This window comes from Kitasatospora sp. NPDC059747, from assembly GCF_042732955.1.
GTDB lineage: Bacteria > Actinomycetota > Actinomycetes > Streptomycetales > Streptomycetaceae > Kitasatospora.
This window is the reverse complement of sequence record NZ_JBHWGV010000045.1, coordinates 1-22379: the sequence shown is the minus strand read 5'-3', so window position 1 is coordinate 22379 and position 22379 is coordinate 1. Positions and strand designations below refer to the sequence as shown.

19 protein-coding genes are annotated in these 22379 nt (G+C 73.4%); 10 read left to right on the top strand and 9 right to left on the bottom strand.

Annotated features, from left to right (window positions below):
- Positions 1 to 4 precede the first annotated feature (4 nt).
- The 6 genes from ACFV4G_RS20730 to ACFV4G_RS20705 form a co-directional block, all read right to left on the bottom strand.
- On the bottom strand, positions 5 to 1702 hold the full coding sequence (locus ACFV4G_RS20730) for an L-aspartate oxidase (RefSeq protein WP_380442376.1): 1698 nt from the start codon (positions 1700 to 1702) through the stop codon (positions 5 to 7).
- A gap of 15 nt (positions 1703 to 1717) precedes the next feature.
- Positions 1718 to 2167 carry an aspartate 1-decarboxylase gene (gene panD / locus ACFV4G_RS20725; protein WP_380442374.1) on the bottom strand — a complete coding sequence of 150 codons (450 nt, stop codon included), beginning with the start codon at positions 2165 to 2167 and terminating at the stop codon, positions 1718 to 1720.
- Between the two features lie 80 nt (positions 2168 to 2247).
- Positions 2248 to 3153 (bottom strand): pantoate--beta-alanine ligase, encoded by a 906-nt coding sequence (gene panC, locus ACFV4G_RS20720; protein WP_380442372.1) that lies wholly within the window; start codon positions 3151 to 3153, stop codon positions 2248 to 2250.
- A complete protein-coding gene (locus tag ACFV4G_RS20715; RefSeq protein WP_380442370.1) occupies positions 3140 to 4108 on the bottom strand; it encodes a Rossmann-like and DUF2520 domain-containing protein in 969 nt (322 codons plus the stop codon). The genes panC and ACFV4G_RS20715 overlap by 14 nt, the downstream gene beginning before the upstream one ends.
- A 152-nt stretch (positions 4109 to 4260) precedes the next feature.
- The gene (locus ACFV4G_RS20710; RefSeq protein ID WP_380442368.1) at positions 4261 to 4950 is read right to left on the bottom strand and encodes a response regulator; all 690 of its coding nucleotides are present in this window, start codon (positions 4948 to 4950) and stop codon (positions 4261 to 4263) included.
- 32 nt (positions 4951 to 4982) lie between these two features.
- Positions 4983 to 6176 (bottom strand): sensor histidine kinase, encoded by a 1194-nt coding sequence (locus tag ACFV4G_RS20705; RefSeq protein ID WP_380442453.1) that lies wholly within the window; start codon positions 6174 to 6176, stop codon positions 4983 to 4985.
- 165 nt (positions 6177 to 6341) lie between these two features.
- On the opposite strand from ACFV4G_RS20705, the gene ACFV4G_RS20700 reads away from it, so the two are divergent.
- Positions 6342 to 7325 (top strand): SAM-dependent methyltransferase, encoded by a 984-nt coding sequence (locus ACFV4G_RS20700; RefSeq protein ID WP_380442366.1) that lies wholly within the window; start codon positions 6342 to 6344, stop codon positions 7323 to 7325.
- 46 nt (positions 7326 to 7371) lie between these two features.
- Entirely contained in the window at positions 7372 to 8541 is a 1170-nt protein-coding gene (locus ACFV4G_RS20695; RefSeq protein ID WP_380442364.1) for an NADH-quinone oxidoreductase subunit D, read from the top strand.
- Positions 8542 to 8624: 83 nt separating this feature from the next.
- Here ACFV4G_RS20695 and ACFV4G_RS20690 read toward each other — a convergent pair whose 3' ends face one another.
- Positions 8625 to 9509, bottom strand: a complete 885-nt coding sequence (locus ACFV4G_RS20690) for a hypothetical protein (protein WP_380442362.1) — start codon at positions 9507 to 9509, stop codon at positions 8625 to 8627.
- 139 nt (positions 9510 to 9648) lie between these two features.
- On the opposite strand from ACFV4G_RS20690, the gene ACFV4G_RS20685 reads away from it, so the two are divergent.
- The 6 genes from ACFV4G_RS20685 to ACFV4G_RS20660 all read left to right on the top strand — a co-directional run bounded on the left by ACFV4G_RS20685 (position 9649) and on the right by ACFV4G_RS20660 (position 16444).
- Positions 9649 to 10503 (top strand): glycerophosphodiester phosphodiesterase, encoded by an 855-nt coding sequence (locus ACFV4G_RS20685; RefSeq protein ID WP_380442360.1) that lies wholly within the window; start codon positions 9649 to 9651, stop codon positions 10501 to 10503.
- Positions 10504 to 10647: 144 nt separating this feature from the next.
- On the top strand, positions 10648 to 11610 hold the full coding sequence (locus ACFV4G_RS20680; RefSeq protein ID WP_380442358.1) for a Ppx/GppA family phosphatase: 963 nt from the start codon (positions 10648 to 10650) through the stop codon (positions 11608 to 11610).
- Positions 11611 to 12137: 527 nt separating this feature from the next.
- Positions 12138 to 12941 (top strand): sugar phosphate isomerase/epimerase, encoded by an 804-nt coding sequence (locus ACFV4G_RS20675; protein ID WP_329930204.1) that lies wholly within the window; start codon positions 12138 to 12140, stop codon positions 12939 to 12941.
- 46 nt (positions 12942 to 12987) lie between these two features.
- Positions 12988 to 13758 carry a class I SAM-dependent methyltransferase gene (locus tag ACFV4G_RS20670; protein ID WP_380442356.1) on the top strand — a complete coding sequence of 257 codons (771 nt, stop codon included), beginning with the start codon at positions 12988 to 12990 and terminating at the stop codon, positions 13756 to 13758.
- A 166-nt stretch (positions 13759 to 13924) separates the two neighbouring features.
- Positions 13925 to 15769 (top strand): dihydroxy-acid dehydratase, encoded by a 1845-nt coding sequence (gene ilvD / locus ACFV4G_RS20665; protein WP_380442354.1) that lies wholly within the window; start codon positions 13925 to 13927, stop codon positions 15767 to 15769.
- A gap of 102 nt (positions 15770 to 15871) precedes the next feature.
- The gene (locus ACFV4G_RS20660) at positions 15872 to 16444 is read left to right on the top strand and encodes an EamA/RhaT family transporter (RefSeq protein ID WP_380442351.1); all 573 of its coding nucleotides are present in this window, start codon (positions 15872 to 15874) and stop codon (positions 16442 to 16444) included.
- On the opposite strand, the gene ACFV4G_RS20655 is transcribed toward ACFV4G_RS20660, so the two are convergent.
- Entirely contained in the window at positions 16419 to 17084 is a 666-nt protein-coding gene (locus tag ACFV4G_RS20655) for an RICIN domain-containing protein (protein ID WP_380442349.1), read from the bottom strand. The genes ACFV4G_RS20660 and ACFV4G_RS20655 overlap by 26 nt on opposite strands.
- A 167-nt stretch (positions 17085 to 17251) precedes the next feature.
- Positions 17252 to 19195 carry an Ig domain-containing protein gene (locus tag ACFV4G_RS20650; RefSeq protein ID WP_380442347.1) on the bottom strand — a complete coding sequence of 648 codons (1944 nt, stop codon included), beginning with the start codon at positions 19193 to 19195 and terminating at the stop codon, positions 17252 to 17254.
- A gap of 272 nt (positions 19196 to 19467) precedes the next feature.
- Between ACFV4G_RS20650 and ACFV4G_RS20645 the strand changes: the two genes are divergently transcribed.
- On the top strand, positions 19468 to 21789 hold the full coding sequence (locus tag ACFV4G_RS20645; protein ID WP_380442345.1) for a hypothetical protein: 2322 nt from the start codon (positions 19468 to 19470) through the stop codon (positions 21787 to 21789).
- A gap of 75 nt (positions 21790 to 21864) precedes the next feature.
- Positions 21865 to 22278 carry a hypothetical protein gene (locus ACFV4G_RS20640; RefSeq protein WP_380442343.1) on the top strand — a complete coding sequence of 138 codons (414 nt, stop codon included), beginning with the start codon at positions 21865 to 21867 and terminating at the stop codon, positions 22276 to 22278.
- The last annotated feature ends 101 nt before the right edge of the window (positions 22279 to 22379 follow it).

The window sequence follows — 22379 nt, the reverse complement described above, 5'->3', positions numbered from 1 at the left end:
GTTCTCAACGCTCCTCGGGGGTGCTGGCGGGGTCGCCGGAGGCGGTCAGGTGGGTGATCAGGTGACGCCGCCAGTGGGCGTCGTCCCGCTCGGGGAAGTCCTCGCGCCAGTGGCAGCCGCGGGTCTCCTCCCGCTGCGCGGCGGCGGCGACCAGGGCGGTGGCGACCAGCAGCAGGTTGGCCGCCTCCCAGGTCTCCACCCGCGGGTCGGCGGGCTTCTCCTCGGCGACGTGCGCGTAGGCCTGCTCGGCGAGCAGGGCCAGGCCGGCCGCGGCGTCGGCCATCGACGCGGCCGAGCGCAGCACGCCCGCTCCGCGCGACATCAGCCGCTGGATCTCGGCCCGCGCCTCGGACGGCGGCAGCGGCACCGGCTGTGCGGCGCGCGCGGCGGCGACGTCCACCGAGCGCTCGGGCAGGTCGTCGGCGCGGTGCCGGCCGGCCAGGTCGGCGGCGATCCGCTCGGCGAAGACCAGGCCCTCCAGCAGCGAGTTGGACGCCAGCCGGTTGGCGCCGTGCACCCCGGTGCAGGCGACCTCGCCGCAGGCGTACAGGCCGGGGACGGTGGTGCGGCCGTGCCGGTCGGTGCGGATGCCGCCGGAGGCGTAGTGCGCGGCCGGGGCGACCGGGATCGGCTCGGTGACCGGGTCGATGCCGTGCGCGCGGCACGAGGCGAGGATGGTCGGGAAGCGCTGCTCCCACATCGCGGCGCCGAAGTGCCGCCCGTCCAGGTACATGTGCTCGGCGCCCTGCTCCTGCATGCGCCGGGTGATCGCCTTGGCGACGATGTCGCGCGGGGCCAGTTCGGCCAGCTCGTGCTGCCCGACCATGAACCGGACGCCGTCGGCGTCGACCAGGTGGGCGCCCTCGCCGCGGACCGCCTCGGAGACCAGCGGCTGCTGGCCCTCGGCCTCGGGGCCGAGCCAGAGCACGGTCGGGTGGAACTGGACGAACTCCAGGTCGGTGACGGCGGCGCCGGCCCGCAGCGCGAGCGCCACGCCGTCGCCGGTGGAGACCGCCGGGTTGGTGGTCGCCGAGAAGACCTGGCCCATGCCGCCGGTGGCCAGCACCACGGCGCGGGCCCGGATGGCGCCGACGCCGTCGCGCTGGCCCTCGCCCATGACGTGCAGGGTCAGGCCGGCGGCGTGCCCGTTCGCGTCGGTGAGCAGGTCGAGGACGAGCGCGTGCTCGATCAGCTCGATGCCCTCCGCGGCCAGGGCCGCTGGTGTCGCTGTGCTGCGGACGGCGGAGACCAGCGCGCGCGATATCTCGGCGCCGGTGGCGTCCCCGCCGGCGTGCGCGATCCGGCGGCGGTGGTGGCCGCCCTCGCGGGTGAGCAGGATCTCGCCGTCCTCGCCGCGGTCGAAGGCGGCGCCGGTGGCGATCAGCCGGCGGACGGCGTCCGGGCCCTCGGTGACGAGGGTGCGCACGGCCTCCTCGTCGCAGAGCCCGGCGCCGGCCACCAGGGTGTCGTCGAGGTGCTGCCCGGGGGTGTCCCCCTCGCCCAGGGCGGCGGCGATGCCGCCCTGGGCCCAGCGGGTGGAGCCGTCGTCCAGCATCGCCTTGGTGACCACCGTGGCCCGCAGGCCGGCTTCGCGGACGTTGAGGGCGACGGTGAGACCGGCCACCCCCGAGCCGACCACGACCACATCGGTGGTGGACGTCCAGCCGGGGGCGGGGGCGGTGAGGCGGTGCTTAACGGGCATGGCTCAGTTGCTCCTTCAGCGCGTGGCCGTCGTGGCCGCGCCGTCGGCGCCACGGTACGCCGTGTCGCCGCGCAGCAGGCCGCTGCCCTCCGGGGCGTCCGCGGGGTCGCCGCCGAGGCCGGTGATCCGGTTGTGCTCGTCCACGAAGACGATCTTCGGCTCGTAGCCCTTGGCCTCGGCCGTGTCCATCTGCCCGTAGGCGATGAGTATGACGAGGTCGCCGGGGTGGACCAGGCGGGCGGCGGCGCCGTTGATGCCGATCACGCCGGTGCCGCGCGGGCCGGCGATGGTGTACGTCTCCAGCCGGGCGCCGTTGTTGATGTCGACGATGTGGACCAGCTCGCCGGGGAGCAGGTCGGCGGCGTCGAGCAGGTCCTCGTCCACCGTGACCGAGCCGACGTAGTGCAGGTCGGCCTGGGTCACGGTGGCCCGGTGGATCTTGGACTTGAGCATGGTGCGGAGCATTGCGGGTCACGCCTCCTGTGAGTGCATGCCTGGGGTGGGAAGAGCTCTATCGAACGATTCTGCGCTTGCCGGTCATCTGCCTAGCGGCAGATGACGTGGACGTTGTCGATCAGGCGGGTCGAGCCCACCTTCGCGGCGACGGCCAGCACCGCCTCGCCCTGGAAGTCGTCCGCCGCCTCGGTGAAGGCGTGCGGGTCGATCAGGGCGAGGTAGTCGAGGGTGACGCCTTCGGCGGCGTCGAGGACGGCCGCGGCGGCCTCGCGCACGGCCTTCGGGCCCTGGGCGGCGACGTCGCGGCCCGCGAACAGGGCCTTCGAGAGGACGAGGGCGCGCTCGCGCTCCTCCTCCGAGAGGTAGCGGTTGCGCGAGGACAGCGCCAGGCCGTCCTCCTCGCGGACGGTCGGCACGCCGACGATCTCGACGTCGAAGTCCAGGTCGGCGACCATGCGCCGGATGACCGCCAGCTGCTGGGCGTCCTTCTCGCCGAAGAAGGCGAAGTCCGGGTCGGTGATGTGCAGCAGCTTGGCGACCACGGTGAGCACGCCGTCGAAGTGGCCGGGGCGGGTGGCGCCCTCGAAGCGCTCGCCCATCGGGCCGGCCGCCAGGCGCACCTGCGGCTCGCCGTTCGGGTAGACCTCGTCGACGGAGGGCGCGAAGACGACGTCGGCGCCGTTCTCCTCGGCCAGCTTCACGTCGTCGTCGAGGGTGCGCGGGTAGCGCTCCAGGTCCTCGTCGGCGCCGAACTGCAGCGGGTTGACGAAGACCGTCACCGCGACCCGGCCCTCCGGGCCGACCTGCTTGCGGGCGGCCCGGACCAGCGCGGCGTGCCCCTGGTGCAGGGCGCCCATGGTCATCACGACGGCGTTGTCGACCGGCCGCTCGTCCGGCCAGAACGCGGCCTCGAAGTCGTCCACGGTGCGGGTGACGACGGCCCGGTGGACCTTCGGCGTCCGCTGGGGCTTGTTCGGCTGCTTACCGCGTGCCATCAGGAATCTCCTCGTTCAGTACGTCCAGCAGCGCCGCCGCCGACGGTTCGTCGATCGTCCCGTTGGCGAGCGCCCGCTGCGCCGTGGCGCGGGCCATCGCCCGGTAGGCCGCCGGGATGTCCGGGGACACCGTACTGAGCTGCGCCAGGTGGCGCCGAACGGTGCCCGCGTCGCCCCGGGCGACGGGGCCGGTGAGGGCCGCGTCGCCGGAGCGCAGGCTGTTGTCCAGGGCCGCGCCCAGCAGCGGGCCGAGCAGCCGGCCGGGCTCGGCGACGCCCGCCGTGCGCAGCAGGTCCATCGCCTGCGCGACCAGCGTGACCAGGTGGTTCGCGCCGTGCGCGAGGGCCGTGTGGTAGAGCGGGCGGACCTCCTCGGGCACCCACTCGGGCTCGCCGCCCATCTCCACGACCAGCGCCTCGGCGACCGGCCGCAGCTCCGCGGGCGCCGTCACGCCGAACGGGCAGCCGGCCAGCCGGTCCAGGTCGACGGAGGTGCCGGTGAAGGTCATCGCCGGGTGCAGGGCGAGCGGCAGCGCCCCGGCCCGGGTGGCGGGCTCCAGGATGCCGACGCCGTGCGCGCCGGAGGTGTGCACGACCAGCTGGCCGGGGCGGACCGCGCCGGTCGAGGCGAGGCCCGCGACCAGGTCGGCCAGGGCGTCGTCGGGGACGGTCAGCAGGACGAGGTCGGCGGCGGCGAGCACCTGGGGCGGGGTGACGATCCGCACGCCCGGCAGCAGCGATTCGGCGCGGCGGCGAGAGGTGGCGGAGACGCCGGAGGCGGCGACCACGGTGTGCCCGGCGAGCTGCAGGGCGGCGCCGAGGGCCGGGCCGACCCGGCCGGTGCCGACCACGCCGACGGTCAGCCGGGCCGGGCGGTTGCCGGGGTCGCGCGGGTCGCCGAAACCGTCGTCGAGCGGGGCGAACTCGGAAAAGTCGCCGCCTTCGTAGGTGCTCACGCGCCCACCTCGCTCCGCTCGGCAGGGGCGTTCGCCCATGCGCGCCGGTCGATGGTGAGTTCGCTGCGCTCACACACGGGGCCCACCTTGTCCCTGATCTCCGTTCCGGTCCACCTCGGGTACCGGACGTACCGCCCCAGTGTACGGGCGCGTCAGTCCCCGGCCCCGGCCCGGATGAGCCCGGCCTCGTACGCGAGGACCACGGCCTGGACCCGGTCGCGCAGGCCGAGCTTGGCCAGGATCCGGCCGACGTGGGTCTTCACGGTGGCCTCGGAGAGCACCAGCCGGGCGGCGATCTCGCCGTTCGACAGGCCCTGGGCGACCAGCAGGAACACCTCCCGCTCGCGGTCGGTGAGCGGGCCGAGGGCGTCCGAGCCGGGCGCGCTCTGCGGGGTGGGGAGCACCTCGGCGAAGCGGTCGATCATGCGGCGGGTGGTGGTCGGCGCGACCACCGCGTCGCCGCCGTGCACGGCGCGGATCGCGGCCACCAGCTCGGTCGGCGGCACGTCCTTGAGCAGGAAGCCGCTGGCGCCGGCCTTGAGCGCGGCGAAGGCGTACTCGTCGAGGTCGAAGGTGGTGAGGATGAGCACGTGCGGGGCGTCCGGCAGCGGGCTGCCGTCCTCGGCGAGGCAGATCCGGCGGGTGGCCTGCACCCCGTCCAGGCGGGGCATCCGGACGTCCATGAGGATCACGTCGACCGGCGTGTGCTTCAGCCTCTCCAGGGCCTGGGCGCCGTCGCCGGCCTCGGCGGCGATCTCGATGTCGCCCTGGGACTGCAGGATCATCCGGAAGCCGGTGCGCAGCAGTTCCTGGTCGTCGACGAGCATCACGCGGATGGTCAAAGGGAGCTCCTAGGGGGTGAGCGGCGGGCGGGCTAGTGGGCCGTCTTCAGGGGCAGGACGGCCCGGATCCGGAAGCCGCCGCCGGGGCGCGGGCCCACGTCGAGGCTGCCGCTGACCATGCCGACCCGCTCGCGCATGCCGATCAGGCCGTGGCCGAGGCCGTCCGTGCCGCCGGAGGCGAGCTGCTCGTCGGTGGTGCCGCGGCCGTCGTCCTCGACCAGGACGGCGAGCTCGCGCTCCCCGAAGTCGACCGCGACCCGGGCGTGCACGTCGGGGCCGCCGTGCTTGCGCACGTTGGTCAGCGCCTCCTGGACGATCCGGTAGACCGTGAGCTCGACGCCGCGCGGCAGTTCGCGCGGGTGGCCCGAGGTCGCGTAGTCGACCCGCAGGCCGGCGGTGCGGACCTGCTCCAGCAGTTCGGGCAGCTCCTCGACGCCCGGCTGGGGCACGTACTCCTCGGCGGTGTCGGCGGTGCGCAGCACACCGAGCAGGCGGCGCATCTCGACCAGTGCCTGGCGGCCGGTGGAGGCGATCGTGCCGAGCGCCTCCTTGGCCTGCTGGGGCGAGTTGTCGAGGACGTAGGCGGCGCCGTCGGCCTGGACGATCATGACGGAGACGTTGTGCGCGACGACGTCGTGCAGCTCGCGGGCGATCCGCGCCCGCTCGGCGGCGACGGCGACCTTGGACTGGGCGTCGCGCTCGCGCTCCAGCCGGGCGGCGCGGTCCTCCAGCTCGGTCAGGTAGGCGCGGCGGACCCGGGTCAGCCGGCCCCAGGCCCAGCAGAGGATGAACGGGGTGCTCATCAGCAGCATGATGAGCAGCGCCTCGCCGATGCTGTACGGCGTGCGGACGGCGGTGACGCCGTCCTCCGCGAAGTGCGTCTTGGCGGGGTTCATCCGCCAGTAGGCGAGCGGCCCGGCGGCCAGCCCGGCGGCCAGGGCCAGCCGGGAGGTCCAGGTGCGGCCGAAGGCGGCGCCGGTGTAGGCGAACACCAGGTAGGCGATGGAGGAGGCGGCCGGGTCGATGTCGAGACCGACCTGGCCGAGGGCGATCGCGGTGGCCGCGGCCACCGCGACGTCGGGCAGGCGGCGGCGGAAGACCATGAGCGCGGGCAGCGCCACCGCGGTGGCGATCTGCGCGTCGAACCGCCAGCCCCCGGAGACGTTGTCGTTCGGCAGGAGGCCGAGGAGGAGCACGATCGCCGCCCAGGCGGCGTCGACCACCATGGGGTGACGGCGGAGCCAGGCGTTGAGTCGATGCACGTCTCAAGCGTAGGCAGTCGCACGACCCGTCCAGGTCCGCCGGTAGGGCGATCCGCCCTACTCCGTAGGTCGGAGAAGCCCCGGCTCCGGTTGGGGAGGGGCCGGGGCCGGCCGGTAGCGTCGCGCCCCATGACGTGGATGCGGTGGGCGCCCGCCATGGAACGGGCCCTGTACGACCAGGAGGCGGGCTTCTACCGCAGGCCGGAGGGCCCGGCGGGGCACTTCCGCACCTCGGTGCACGCCTCGCCGGAGTTCGCCCGTGCGGTGGCCCGGCTGCTGCTGGAGGTTGACGCGGCTCTCGGCCGTCCGGAGGAGCTGGCCTTCGTCGACGTCGGGGCCGGGCGGGGGGAACTGCTGACCGGGGTGCTCGGGGCCGTCCCGGACGACGTGCGCGCGCGGCTGCGCCCGTACGGCGTGGAGATCGCGGACCGGCCGGCCGGACTTCCGTCCACAGCCCTGTGGACGAGCGAGGTGCCGCGGGGTGTCAGCGGGCTGCTGTTCGCCAACGAGTGGCTGGACAACGTGCCGCTGGACGCCGGCGAGGTGGACGAGGACGGGGTGCTCCGGTACGTCGAGGTGGAGACGGAGACCGGCCGGGAGCGGCTCGGCGAGCCCGTCTCGGAGGCCGACGCCGCCTGGGCCGCCCGCTGGTGGCCGGTCGAACACCCCGGGGACCTGGTGGAGTTCGGCGGCCCCCGGGACGCCGCCTGGGCGCACGCCGTGGCCGGGCTGGAGCGCGGCCTGGCCGTCGCCGTCGACTACGGGCACACCGCCGCCCGCCGTCCGCTCTTCGGCACCCGCACCGGTTTCCGGGACGGCCGCGAGGTGGCCCCCGTGCCGGACGGCTCGTGCGACGTCACCGTGCACGTCGCGCTCGACTCGATCGCCGTCCCCGCTGTCCACAGCCTGTGGACGACGCAGCGCGAGGCCCTGCGCGCCCTCGGCGTCAGCGGCGGGCGCCCGCCGCTCGCCCTCGCCTCCAGCGACCCGGTGGCCTACCTCCGGGCCCTCGGCGGCGCCGGGGAGGCGGCCGAACTCACCGACCCGGCCGGGCTGGGTGCCTTCGGCTGGGTCTTGCAGAGCGTCCGCATCCCACCCCTGGAGATTTGGTAGGGGCTCGGAGCCTGGAACCCCTGGTGGGATGGCAGACTCTGAACCCATGAGGGAGACCACGGTCGGCATCGGGGCGGGAGCCGAGAACATCACGGGCGAGGCGGGCACCACCGACATGGTGCTCAACATCGGCCCGCAGCACCCCGCGACGCACGGCGTACTGCGGCTGCGGCTGGTGCTCGACGGCGAGCGCATCGTCACCGCGGAGCCGGTCATCGGCTACATGCACCGGGGCGCGGAGAAGCTGTTCGAGGCCCGCGACTACCGGCAGATCATCATGCTGGCGAACCGGCACGACTGGCTCTCCGCCTTCTCCAACGAGCTCGGCGTCGTGCTCGGCGTCGAGCGGATGCTCGGCATGGAGGTGCCCGAGCGGGCGGTGTGGATCCGCACCCTGCTCGCCGAGCTCAACCGGGTGCTCAACCACCTGATGTTCCTCGGCTCCTACCCGCTGGAGCTCGGCGGGATCACCGCGATCTTCCACTCCTTCCACGGCCGCGAGGACCTCCAGCACGTGCTGGAGGAGGCTTCCGGCGGCCGGATGCACTACATGTTCAACCGGGTCGGCGGCCTCAAGGAGGACCTCCCGGCCGGCTGGCTCGGCCGCGTCCGCACCGCCGTCGCCACCGTCCGCTCGCAGATGCCGGTCTTCGAGGACCTCGTCCTCGGCAACGAGATCTTCCGCGCCCGCACCGCCGGCGTCGGCGTCCTCACCCGGGCGCAGGCCGAGGCGTACGGCGTCAGCGGCCCGATCGCGCGGGCCAGCGGCCTCGACTTCGACCTGCGCCGCGACGAGCCGTACCTCGCGTACGGCTCCGAGGAGCTGCGGCAGGTGCTCACCGTCGTCACCCGCGAGGAGGGCGACTGCCTGGCCCGCTTCGAGTGCCTGCTGGAGCAGACGCTCAACGCGCTGGACCTGGCCGACGCGTGCCTCGACAAGCTCGCCACCCTGCCGGCCGGCCCGGTCAACCTGCGGCTGCCCAAGGTGCTCAAGGCCCCCGAGGGCAGCACCTACGCCTGGACCGAGAACCCGCTCGGGATCAACGGCTACTACCTGGTCTCGCGCGGCGACAAGACGCCGTGGCGGCTCAAGCTGCGCTCGGCGTCCTTCAACAACATCCAGGCGCTGACCGAACTGCTGCCCGGGACCCTGGTCGCCGACATGGTCGCGATCCTCGGGTCGATGTTCTTCGTCGTCGGCGACATCGACAAGTAGACACCGACAAGTAGACACCGACGAGTACGGCGACGAGCAGGGAACGAGCGGGCCCGGGGACGGACGGTCCCCGGGCCCGGCCCTCAGTCCTTCTTCTTCGCCTTGCCGACCGGATCCGCCGGGTGCGGCGCCACCTTGCGGTCGCCCTTCGTGGCGATCCGCTCCTCGCACAGGCCGGCCAGCACGTCGTAGCCCGCCCGGCCCATCAGCTCGGTGAGCTCGGGGCGGTAGCTGACGTACACCGGGTCCGGCCCGCCGTGCGCCTCCGGGCTGCCGGTGCACCACCAGTGCAGGTCGTGGCCGCCCGGGCCCCAGCCGCGGCGGTCGTACTCGCCGATCGTCACCTGGAGGTAGCGGGTGTCGTCCGGCCGGTCGATCCAGTCGTAGGTGCGGCGGATCGGCAGCTGCCAGCACACGTCCGGCTTGGTCTCCAGCGGCTCGCGGCCCTCCTTGAGCGCCAGCGCGTGCAGCGCGCAGCCGGCCCCGCCCGCGAAGCCGGGGCTGTTCACGAAGATGCACGCGCCGCCCACCCGGCGGGTCTGGCGGTCGCCGTCCTCGTCGAGCATGGTGATGCCGCCGTCGGCCTTGATCCGGCCCTTGCCGTCGGTGCCGTGCGCGAAGTTCTCCCAGATGTCGGGCGTCAGCCGGGCGGCGTGGCCGGCGACGCGCTTCTCGTCGTCCTCGTCCGAGTAGTGCGCGCCCAGCGTGCAGCAGCCGTCCGACTCGCCGCGGCCCTCGCGGATGCCGTGGCAGCCGCGGCCGAACACGCACGACCAGCGGGAGGTCAGCCAGGTGAGGTCGCAGCGGAACACCTGCTCCTCGTCGGCGGGGTCGGCGAACTCGACCCAGGCGCGGGGGAAGTCGAGCGGGACCTCGGCGCGCAGGGCCGGCATGGCCAGGTCGACCGGGGCCGGAGCGGCCGGGACCTTCGCCTTGGACTTCTTCTTGGAGGTTTCTGCTGGTGCCACCCGGCAAGGGTAGAGCCTCCGCGGGAACCACCGGCCGTGTCGGGCAGTCCGTTCGGTTTGATGATTCCGAGCCGTTGCGTGTTGGATGCCCCGTGCGTCCGTGCCCGCGGCGCCCGACGCCCGACTGGAGCCCCGAGCCGTGACCGCCTCGCCCCGCGCCGTCCGGACCGCCATCCTCGCCTCGCTCGCTGTCCTGGCCTCCGGCTGCGCCTCCGGACCCGCGCTGCGGGCCCGGGCGGAGAGCGCGCCGCCGCCGTGCACCGGACCCGTGGTGATCGGCCACCGCGGCGCGCCGCAGAACGCCCCCGAGAACACCATGGCCTCCTTCGACACGGCGCTGCGCCAGGGTGCCGACTGGGTGGAGACCGACGTCCAGACCACCCGCGACGGCGTCCCGGTGCTGATGCACGACCCGAGCGTGGACCGCACCACCAACGGCAAGGGCGCGATCGGCGACCTGACCGCCGCTCAGATAGCCGCCCTGCGGGTGACCATCGGACCGGGCCCGGCCGAGCCCGTCCCCACCCTGGAACAGCTGCTCGAACGGATGGCCCGCACCAACGCCACCCTGCTCATGGAGATCAAGTGGCAGCGCCGGACCGAGGACGTCGTCCGGATCGCCAGGCTCGCGGCGGCCAGCGGCGCCCGGGTCATCATGTACTCGTTCTCGGCCGACCACCTGCGGGTGGCCCACGCGGCCGCGCCCGGACTGCCGATCGTCCTCATCCAGGGCGCCTCCATCGCCGAGAACCCCGGCAACCTGCCGCTGAGCGGCATCGCCCTGGACACCACCCTGGCCAGCGCCTCCCGGATCGCCGCCGAGCGCCGGGCCGGGCACGAGGTCTACGTGTGGACCGTCGACGACGAGGAGTCCTGGCAGCTGATGACCGGCCGTGACGCCGACGGCCTGATCACCGACACCCCCGGCCCGGCCCGCCGCTGGCTGGACGCCAACTGCCCCACCGGCCGCCCGGCGGGACCGCACAGGAACTGAGGGATCCGGCCACCCGGGCCCGGCCCGCCCGCCGGCGTCCGCCGACCCCTGGCACCTGCGACCAGCACCAGTGCCGCGGCGACGCCGAGGCAGTACCGCCGCGACCGATCACCGGCGCGGCCGGATCGCGTAGCGTGGAGAGTTATGCGACTCGGTGTGCTCGACGTAGGTTCCAACACGGTCCACTTCCTCGTGGTGGACGCCCATCCGGGCGCCGCCCCCGTGCCCGCTTACTCGCACAAGGCCGAACTGCGTCTCGCCGAGCTGCTCGACGAGCGCGGGGCGATAAGCGAGGCCGGTGTCGAGCGGCTGGTCGGCCACATCGCCTCCTCGCTGCGCGTCGCCGAGGACAAGGGCGTCGTCGACATCCTGCCCTTCGCCACCTCCGCCGTCCGCGAGGCCGCCAACGGGGAGGACGTGCTGCGCCGCGTCGCCACCGAGACCGGTGTCGAACTGCGGGTCCTGTCCGGCCAGGACGAGGCCCGGCTCACCTTCCTCGCCGTGCGCCGCTGGTTCGGCTGGTCCTCCGGCCGGCTGCTCAACCTGGACATCGGCGGCGGCTCGCTGGAGATCGCCTGCGGCCTGGACGAACAGCCCGACGTCGCCTGCTCGCTGCCGCTCGGCGCCGGCCGGCTGACCGCCCGCTGGCTGCCCGGCGACGTCGCCGACCCGGACGGGCTGCGCGAGCTCAGACGCCACGTCCGCGCCGAGATGGCCACCGTCGTCGGCGAGATCTCCCGGCTCGGCGCCCCGCAGCACGCCGTCGCCACCTCCAAGACCTTCAAGCAGCTCGCCCGGATGACCGGCGCCGCACCCGCCGACGCCGGCCCGTACGCCGACCGCCGGCTCACCCGCACCGGCCTGTCCGCCTGGCTGCCCCGGCTGTCCACCATGACCGTCGCCGAGCGGGCGCAGATCCCCGGCGTCTCCGAGGGCCGGGCCAAGCAGCTGCTGGCCGGCGCGCTGGTCGCCGACGCCGCGATGGACCTCTTCGGTCTCGAGGAGCTCGACGTCTGTCCGTGGGCCCTGCGTGAGGGCATCATCCTGCGCCGCCTGGACGCCATGGACAGCCCCGCCGACCGCCGCCGGCCCGCGCTGACCACCTGAGCCGCAGGCCGCACCGTCACCCCGCAGGACACCGGGGGCGCCTGAGAGCCGCGTCTCGTTCGCCCGGCGTTCGGTGCCGTTCGCGAGCCGGTCCGCTTACGCTGTCTCCCGTGGTGCAACCAGCGGGCGACGACGGGACGCGGGAGGGCCGCGCCCCCGGCGACGGGCAGCCGCGGCCGGACGGCCCGCGCCGCAAGCTGGGCAAGACCGTCAAGGGCGCCACCGCCGCCAAGGCCGCCAAGGCCGTGAAGGCGGCCCAGCGCACCGCGCAGGGCGCCAAGAAGGCCACGGCCAAGAAGGCCACGGCCAAGAAGGCGACGGCCAAGAAGGCCGTGGCGGGGGCCGGGAAGGCCGCCCCGAAGGCCACCGCGGCCCCGGCGCGCAAGGAGACCCGCACCGCCCGCGCCACCGGCGCCGCCAAGGCCGCCGTCCAGTCCGTGAAGTCGGTCAAGGCCGCCAAGCGCGAGGCCACCCGGGCGCCCCTCCTGCGCACCACCGACCGGCTCGTGCTGCCCCCGCACCCGGCCCTGCACATCCCGGACACCAAGGTCGCCCTCTCCACCGCCTCGGTGTACCCCGCGAGCACCGCCGTCGCCTTCGAACTCGCCGCCAAGCTCGGCTACGACGGCGTCGAGGTCATGGTCTGGAACGACCCGGTCAGCCAGGACATCGAGGCGCTGCGCCGACTCTCCGACCACCACCGGCTGCCGATCCTCGCCGTGCACGCGCCCTGCCTGCTGATCACCCAGCGGGTCTGGACCACCGACCCGTGGACCAAGCTGGTCCGCGCCCGGGCGGCGGCCGAGAAGCTCGGCGCGAGCGCCGTCGTCGTCCACCCGCCGTTCCGCTGGCAGCGCCAGTACGCCCGGGAGTTCGTCGAGGGCATCAACCGCATGGCGGGCGAGACCGACGTCCGGTTCGCGGTCGAGAACATGTACCCGTGGCGCTACCGCGACCGCGAGATGCTCGCCTACGCCCCCGGCTGGGACGTCACCGAGGAGGCGTACCGGCACTACACCATCGACCTCTCGCACGTCTCCACCTCCCGGATCGACGCGTTCGAGATGGTCGAGCGGATGGGCGACCGGCTCGCCCACATCCACCTCGCCGACGGCAGCGGCTCCGGCAAGGACGAGCACCTCATCCCCGGCCGCGGCAACCAGCCCTGCGCCGAGCTGCTGGAACACCTCGCCCGCACCGGCTTCGACGGCCACGTCGTGCTGGAGGTCAACACGCGGCGCTCCGCGTCCCCCGCCGAACGCGAGGCCGACCTCGCCGAGGCGCTCGCCTTCACCCGCTTGCACCTGGCCACCCCCTCGCGCGTACGCTGAACCCACGTGCCCCACCGGGCACCAACTGCCGCACGTAGGGGGAGACATGACGGAGGCAAAGAACTTCCGGGAGCTCGCTCAGAGTTTCGGCGGGGTCGCCGCCGAGTACGACCGCGGCCGCCCGACCTACCCCGACGGACTCTTCGACGCCCTGGAACGGCTCTCCGGCCGCGCCCTCAAGGGCGCCCGCGTCCTGGACGTCGGCGCCGGCACCGGCATCGCCACCCGGCTGCTCGCCGCCCGCGGCGCCGACGTCGTCGGGGTCGAGCCCAACGGCGGCATGGCCGCCCAGTACCTCGCCTCCTCGCCCGGCCTGCCGCTGGTCCGGGCCTCCGGGGACGACCTGCCCTTCCACGACCGCTCCGCCGACCTGATCACCTACGCCCAGGCCTTCCACTGGACCCGCCCCGAGCTGGCCGTCCCCGAGGCGATCCGGGTGCTGCGCCCCGGCGGCGCGCTCGCCACCTGGTGGAACGTCCACGACGAGACCGTCCCGTGGGTCCGGGCCCGGGCCGAGCGGATGGCCGCCGCGCTGCCCGAGCGCTACCACGGCTACGGCGGGATCAGCGAGCACACCAGCCACTTCGCCCCGGCCGGCCTCGCGGTCGAGCGCACGGTGCTGCGCTGGGAGCGGCGGGTCACCGTCGACCACGTGATCACCGACCTCACCTCCCGCTCGTACCTGGCCTCGCTCGACCCGGCCGAGCGCGCTCCGGTCCTCGCCGCCGAGCGCGAGGCCACGCTCGCCGAGTTCCCCGGGGGCTGGGTGACCGAGCCGTTCACCCTGGAGCTGGTGGTCGCGGTCACGCCGTCCTGACCCCCCGTGCGGCCGTACGGTCCGCGCGCCCGTGCGCCCGCCGCCTGACCGCATCGCGGACGGACCGTCCGCGGCCCGGACGGCGGGCGTAGGCTCGGTAGCCACAGCGGTTCCCGCACCCTCCTGCCCGCGGGGCCGCGCGCGAGCCCCGAAGGAGTGGAGCACAGTGCCCGAGCTGAGGTCCCGTACGGTCACCCACGGTCGCAACATGGCAGGCGCCCGGGCGCTTCTCCGGGCCGCCGGCGTAGCCCGCGAGGACTTCGGCAAGCCGATCATCGCGGTCGCCAACTCCTTCACCGAGTTCGTCCCCGGCCACACCCACCTCCAGCCGGTGGGCCGGATCGTCTCCGAGGCGATCAAGCAGGCCGGCGGCATCCCGCGCGAGTTCAACACCATCGCCGTCGACGACGGCATCGCGATGGGCCATGGCGGCATGCTCTACTCGCTGCCCTCGCGCGACCTGATCGCCGACTCGGTCGAGTACATGGTCAACGCGCACTGCGCCGACGCCCTGATCTGCATCTCCAACTGCGACAAGATCACCCCGGGCATGCTGATGGCCGCGCTGCGGCTCGACATCCCGACCGTCTTCGTCTCCGGCGGCCCGATGGAGGCCGGCAAGGCCACCCTCGTCGACGGCACCGTGCGCAAGCTCGACCTCGTCGACGCGATCTCCCAGGCCGTCAACGAGAACGTCTCCGACGAGGACATCGCGATCATCGAGGAGAACGCCTGCCCGACCTGCGGCTCGTGCTCCGGCATGTTCACCGCCAACTCGATGAACTGCCTCACCGAGGCGATCGGCCTCTCGCTGCCCGGCAACGGCTCCGTCCTCGCCACCCACACCGCCCGCCGCGCCCTCTACGAGAACGCCGGCCGGACGGTCGTCGAGATCGCGAACCGCCACTACGGCCGGGACGACGCCTCCGTCCTGCCCCGCGCGATCGCCACCCGCGCCGCGTTCGAGAACGCCATGGCGCTCGACATCGCCATGGGCGGCTCGACCAACACCATCCTCCACCTGCTCGCCGCCGCCCAGGAGGCCGAGCTGGACTTCGGCCAGCGGGACATCGACGCGATCTCCCGCAAGGTGCCCTGCCTGTCCAAGGTCGCGCCCAACGGCTCGTACTACATGGAGGACGTCCACCGGGCCGGCGGCATCCCCGCCATCCTCGGCGAGCTGTACCGGGCCGGGCTGCTCAACGAGGACGTCCACACCGTGCACGCCGACTCGCTCGCCGAGTGGCTCAAGACCTGGGACGTGCGCGGCGGTTCGCCCTCTGCCGAGGCCGTCGAGCTGTGGCACGCCGCCCCCGGCTGCGTCCGCTCCGCCGAGGCCTTCTCGCAGTCCGAGCGCTGGGAGTCGCTGGACACCGACGCCGCCAAGGGCTGCATCCGCAGCGTCGAGCACGCCTACTCCGTCGAGGGCGGCCTCGCCGTGCTGTACGGCAACCTCGCCGAGGACGGCTGCATCGTGAAGACCGCCGGCGTCGACGAGTCGATCTGGACCTTCAGCGGCCCGGCCGTCGTCGTCGAGTCCCAGGAGGACGCCGTCGAGGCGATCCTCGCCAAGCGCGTCAAGGAGGGCGACGTCGTCGTCATCCGCTACGAGGGCCCCAAGGGCGGCCCCGGCATGCAGGAGATGCTCTACCCGACCTCCTTCCTCAAGGGCCGCGGCCTCGGCAAGGCCTGCGCGCTCGTCACCGACGGCCGCTTCTCCGGCGGCACCTCGGGCCTGTCCATCGGCCACGCCTCCCCGGAGGCCGCCTCCGGCGGCACCATCGCCCTCGTCGAGGACGGCGACACTATCGCCATCGACATCCCCGGCCGGACGATCTCCCTGGAGGTCCCGGACGAGGTGCTCGCCGAGCGCCGCCGGGCGCTGGAGGCCGGGGGCGGCTACCGCCCGAAGAGCCGCGAGCGCCAGGTCAGCCAGGCCCTGCGGGCCTACGCCGCGATGGCCACCTCCGCCGACAAGGGCGCCGTGCGCGACGTCACCAAGCTCGGCTGAGCCACTCGCACCACACGCGCGAGGAGGAGCCGCCCCGGACCACGGGACGGCTCCTCCTCGCGCGTCCGGGGCCGGGGGGACAACCGGGGGATAATCGGCGGCGTGAGCGAGCAGCCCCCCACCCCCGCCCCGAACCCCGCCGGCGCCCCGGACCCCGCCGCCCCGCAGCCGGAGCCGATCCGCTGGTTCGGCACCAGCTGGGTGCACCGCGACCACGGCTACTGGCCGCGCCGCGTCGCCGTGTCCGCCGGCTCGCTGGTCATCGCCGCGGCGGCCGCGTTCGTGCTGCGACTCGCCGTCGAGGGCGTCGCGCTCTCCGCCCAGGGCGGGTTCCTCAACACCTTGCTGGTGCTGGCCGTCGCGCTCTGCTCGCTGCTGGCCGCGCTGCGCACCTGGAAGGTGCTCGCCGAGGGCAAGGACCGGCTCACCGGCTGGATGACCGAGGACCGCTCGCTCGGCGCGGTCTGGATGATCGGCGGGGTCGGCTCCCTGCTGGCCTACTTCGTCCGCAGCCTCACCGAGGCCCCGGGCGAGGGCGTCCGGCGGGCGCGGTACGAGCGGGCCGTCGAGCAGTACGAGAAGCGGGGGGGGGGGGGGGGCGCCGGCGCGGGGGGGGGCGCCCCGGGGCCGGAGGGAATCGGCGAGCGCCTCAGTACCAGCGCTGCCAGGCGTTGAAGTTGTTGGTGTCCGCGTACCACAGCCCGACCGGGCTGCCGTTGCCCTGCCAGCGCGACGAGTAGCCGTCGAGGGCGACGACGCTGCTGGTCTTGGGCGAGGTGAGCGAGATGTCGGCACCGTTGACGTAGGAGTGGAAGGTCTGCCCCGGGGCGCCACCGTCCTTGCAGTCGTAGACGTTGAACTGCGCGCCCACCGTGTTGCCCCACGACTCGGGGTAGTCCAGGCAGCGGCCGGAGGCGTTGTTGACGAGTTCGAGCCCGTAGAAGGCCCCCGCGTCGTACACGCGCCACCGCCACTGCTCGGTGGGCCCGTTGTTGCAGGCCCAGAAGCCGGCGGGCGAGTTGTTCGCACCGCCGCCGCTGGCGAAGTTGTCGAGGCAGTAGCCGTCCCCGTAGGCACGGACGTGGAAGTAGAACGGCCCCGAGTCGGCGAGGGCCGCACCCGCGAGGGCGGGCTTCCCGCCGCGGGCCGCGGCCAGCACCTGGCCGAGGGCCTGCTGGGCGGTGACGGTCGCGGTCGCCGCGGGGCCTGCGGCCGGGTTCGCGGCCGGCCCCGCGTCGGCACGGGCCGCCGTGGCCGGGGCGGCGAGCGCGAGGGCGGTGAGAACAGCGGCTACCGACGCACCAAATTTTGTCATGCGCACAACGCTAGGGAGTCCGAGCCCGCCCCGGAAGGGACGCACCACAAGTGGCACATCCCCTTCCCGATCGCCCTCCGGCCCCGGCCGGGACCGGGACCGGGACCAGGGCCAGGGCCGGGACCGGGACCGGAGCCGGGACCGAAGGGCTGCGCCGAACGGCGGAATCAGGTCAGCTTCACCGACGCGTCGTCCACCAGGAAGGCGGTCTTCCCGCTCGTCGAGTGCGCGACCAGCTTGATGCCCACCGTCGAGCCGAACTCGGCCGCCACGTACGGCGTCAGGTCGAAGGACTGCAGCCGGTAGCCGTTCGTCGCGTCCAGGTTGCTCCAGGTCTTGACGGTCGCCATGTAGGTGCCGCTCCACTGGTCGTACAGCTCCAGCGAGAGCGTGTCCACCGCCGAGCCGCCGGGCGCGGAGGCGCCCTGGGCACTGCCCGTGACGTTCAGCCAGAAGGACAGGTGCTCCTGGGTGTAGCCCGGGGTCGTCTCGACCCACTGGACGATGGAGTCGTCGCTCGCGGTGTTCTGCCCGAGCCACGCGTACGTCGCGCCGCCGTGCGCCTGGTGGGCGGTGGACGGCGTGATGATGTTGTAGCCGGACGGGTTCCACACGCCGTGGTCGGCGGTGCCGTTCTCGAAGCCCGGGTCGTTGAGCTGCTCGATCGGGGTGCAGCCGGTCTGCGGGCCGTGGAAGAAGCCGGCCCGGAAGCTCTGGCTCTGCGTGTTGCCCTGGTCGTCGCGGCCGGTCACGGTGATCGTGCGCCAGCCGGTCGCGTGCGTCGTCCCGGTGATGCGGCCGGTCGCCGCGTCGATCCGCAGCCCGGCGGGCAGGCCCTTGGCGCTGTACGTGATCGGGCGCCCGGCGCGGTCGGAGGCGAGGACGGCGAGGTCGACGGGCTTGCCGCTCTCGACCGTCTGCTCGCACGGCCGGGTCACGAGGAGCTGCGCGTTAGCGAAGACCGGGTCGTCGCCCGTGCACAGGTGGTCGTAGTTCGACCACGTGGTCTGCACCGGGAAACTCCCGGTCGAGAGCTGGAGGTTGAACATCCCGCCGTTGCGGCCGACCGGGATCCAGGAGCACTTGTCGCCGTTCTCCTGGCCGGTCGCGTCCGTCCAGGCGCCGGAGGCGTTCTGGTCGGTGATCGTCTCGGCGTACTCGTGACCGCCGATGATCCCGTAGCCGTCGAGGCGGCCGCGCGCGCCCGGGTTGATCCAGTTGGTGCCGCACGCGGGCACGTCGGTCAGGTACGGCATGAGCGTGTAGGCGAGGGTGCCAGCCGAGCTGCGCATGAAGGTGTGCCAGGCGCAGTAGCCGAGCTCCTTCCACTTGTCGGAGTCCAGGCCCTGGCCGGTGTTGATGATGTACTGCACGTCCCGGTTCTGGTTCGGGTCCGTGTTGCCGAAGTGCTTGGCGGCGGCGACGACTTCGGCCGCGATCTCCGGCTCGGTGGCGGCCTTCGGCGCGGGCGCCGCGTTGTCCACCCACACGCCCGCGAGCGTCTGGCCGGCCACCGGCATGCCGACGTGGTTGGCGTCGGACGGGCAGTAGGACGAACCGGGCGCGATGCCCTCGCAGTACTGGGTCATCACGCGGGACCACGTGTCGGTCGTGCTGCCCAGGCCCTTGAAGAAGTCCTGCTGGTAGGGCGCGGCGGCGTCCGGGTCACCCGAGAGGGTGAGGTTTCCGGTCGTCGCGTCGGTGCCGGGGGTGCCCCACTGGCTGCCCCAGTAGATCAGGTACACCTTCGGCTGGCCCGTGGTGACGCCGATCGAGTCCTGGCCGCCCCGGTAGGTCATCTGCAGGTCGTAGTTGTTGCGCGGGGCGGCGGCCGCAGTGGTCTTCGCCGCCTGCCGCTGGGCGAAGGTGGTGGCGTTGGGCATCACGTGCGGCCGGGTGGCGCCGACCTGCACCCAGGTGCCGTCGATCTGCCGCCAGCCCTCGGCGGCCGGGTGCGGATCGGCGGGCGCGGCGCTGCCCGCCGGCCCGGGCTGCCGCTCGCCCTGGGCGAGGGCCGTACCGGCGGTGCCGGTGCCGGCGAGCCCGAGGACGAGCGCCCCGAGCAGGAGTTTCCGGAGCGATCCGGCGAGACGTGAACGTGCGGTAGGCACAGGGAGGTCCTGACTCTCGGTCGGAGGAAGGGAACGAGGAAGGGGAACGAGGTAGGGGAACGGGGAGAGGGAACGGGAAAGCGACGGCCGCCCTTGCGCGCCCGTTGACGGGCCCTCAGCACGCCATGTGAAATGACACATGTCACCGATCACATGGGTCAAGCCCTTCGGCCTGAGGTTCGCGCCCGCACTTGTCCCACCCGTCCCGCCGCGATTTGAACGTTCAACACTCCACTGACCCAGCGCCCCCGACGTACGCTCAGGAGCCGCTCATGCCTCCCGTACCCAACACCGTCCTGTCCAGCTTCTCCGCCCTCGCCGCCCTCGCCGTCATCGCGGGGGCGGCCCCCGCCTCCGCCGCCGGAGACGATCCGGTGGACGGCGGAACCTACGTCATCTCGTCATCCGTGGACGGCAGTTGCCTGGGCCCGCGGTTCGCCCGGCCGGCCCTCGGCACGCCCACCGTCACCGCCGCCTGCCAGGGCCTGCTCAGCCAGCGGTGGCAACTGCGCCGCGGCGCCGACGGCTACCTCCTCGCCGACGCCGCGACCGGGCGCTGCCTCGCCGCCGACCTCACCGCCGCCGACTGCGGCAGCGCAGCGCGCTTCACCGTCTCCCCCGTGCCCGGCGGCCACACCCTCGCCACGGGCGGCCGCTGCCTCACGCCCCACCACGACGGCCCGGTCCGCGTCCAGCCCTGCACCCCGAGGCCCGCCCAGCGCTGGACGCTCACCCGCACCGAGCCGCTCCTTCTCGCCAACCCCGGCTTCGAACTGGGCGCCGACGGCTGGACGTTCACCGCCCACACCGGCCTCGCCACCAACAACCCGCACACCGGCACCCGTCTCGCCTACCTCGACGCGGGCACCGGTTACCGGGTGAGCCAGGAGGTCACCGCCGTCACCGACGGGACGTACGACCTGTCCGCGTGGATCGCGAGCGGCGCGGCGGGAGGCACCTTCTCGGCCACCGTCAACGGCACCGTCGTGTGCCAACTCGCCCTCCCCGGCCAGCCCGTCTACGCCAAGTACACCCTCCCCCGCGTCCACCTCTCGCCCGGCAACCGGCTGACGCTCGCCATCGGCTCCTCCCCCACCGGCTGGGTCAACGTCGACGAGGCCGCCGTGGCCCCCTCCGCCCCGAACGACCCGCTGATCGACTCCTCCGACCCCGAGGTCGTCGCCCTGTTCGACTGGGCCAAGACCAAGGCCAACAGCTGGGTCCAGCAGGCCGGCGCCCCCGGTGTCCTCAACCTCGACGAGAACCACCCCGACGGCACGGGCACCGCGGCCTACGACACCACCTACTGGGCCGGCTACCCGTTCCGGTCCGACTTCTACAGCCGCGACTTCGCCCACCAGCTCGTCGGCGCCCACCTGTTGGGGCTCGACGCCCAGAACAAGACCATGCTGCGCGCCTTCGCCGCCTCCGCGACCGACGCCAACGGACTGGACCCGGTGTGGTCCGTCAACTTCGACGCCAAGACCCCGGGCAGCATCGACTACCGCAGCCCGAGCAGCTTCGTCCGGGAACTCCCCGCCCCCTTCGAGCTCGTGGAGAAGACCGGCGAGGCCTACCGCTGGACCGGCGACCGCAACTACACCGACGACCCCGTCCTCACCCGCTACGTCCGCACCACCCTCGGCCCGTACATCGCCCGCCACCCCGGACCCGTCGACAACGGCGGCGTCCCGATCCCACAGGCCGCCAGCCGCAACATCTTCAAGGGCACCGCGAGCTACGCCGAGAACGCCACCACCACGTACGCCGAGGCGGGCGACGCCCTCGGCGCCCAGTACCAGGCCTACCTCGCCGCCGCGACCCTCGCCTCCTCGCGCAGCGACCGCGCCACCTACCGCCAGGCAGCCGAAACCCTCCGCCAATACGCGAACTCCGTCTGGACGGTGGACCCGCAACACCCCGGCGCCGTCGTCCACGGCTACGACACCAACGGCCACCCCCTCACCGACTGGGGCTACGAGGCGAGCATCCTGATGCCCGCCAAACACCTCCTGGACGCGGGCCCGCGCCGGGACGCCTTCCTCGCCGACCTCGACGCCCAGGACTCCGGCCCGCAACGCTCCGACAACCTGGAGGCCTACACCTACCTCCCGGACGCCTTCTTCGCCGCCGGCGACGGGGACAGGGCGTGGAAGTGGATGCGCACCATCTACGAGGCCACCCCCCAAGTCCACACCAGCGGCCGCATGTTGAACGGCGACTACCCCGAAGTCCCGTTCACCCTGCTGTCCCAGACCGTCCAGGGCCTCCTGGGCCTCACCCCCGACGCCTCCGACGCCGTCGAAACCACCTCCCACCTGCCGAGCTCGATGACCTGGCTCCAGGTTGCGGACATCCCCGTCGGCAGAACGCGGATCACCGTCCGCCAGGACGGCCACAGCGCCACGACCCTCACCAACACCGGCCCGACCCCGCTCACCTGGACCCCCCGCTTCCCCGGCACCCACCCCACCATCACCGTCAACGGCACACCGCACCCGGCCCAGACCACCACAGTGGACGGCACCACCTACAGCACGGCCACACTCCACGTCTCCCCCGGCGAGACCACGACAGTCACCACCTCCGGCTAGGTTCGGGCGTGCAGCCGGCCGCGTGCGGGCACATCTCGGTAGCCCGGAGGGTTTCGGCATGAGAGCCTCACGATCATGGCCACGGAAACCGAGGTGGGCGAGCTGTTGCACCAGCGCGGCTGGCGGACGGCGTTCACGGTCTCGGACATGGTGAACGCGTGGGCCGCCCTGGTGGGTGTCATCGAGCGCGGCTATGACGACGACATCCACGAGTACACCAACGACCTCTACTGCCGGAACTGGCTCCACGAGGCGTGGCTCCTGCTGGACGAGCACCTCGTCCAGCTCTGGACGCCGCGGATCAAAACCCTGGACGACCGGTACAAGGCCGCGACCGTCGACGACGACGGCCAAGCACTCGACCGGTTCCACGAACTGCCAGGCCCCGACCTGTGGTGGTGGCGGCGACACCCCCGCATCCTCACCGGGGACCTCGGGCGGTCACTCCGCTCGGCCGGCGCCATCGGCACCGCCCCGGACACGGCCTGACCCTCAGCGTGGTGGGAGTGGGACGTCGGACCCGCCGACTAGCCACACAAAACCGAAACCCAAACACCCCAGAGGGGTTGAAAAAAAAACCAGCCCCACAA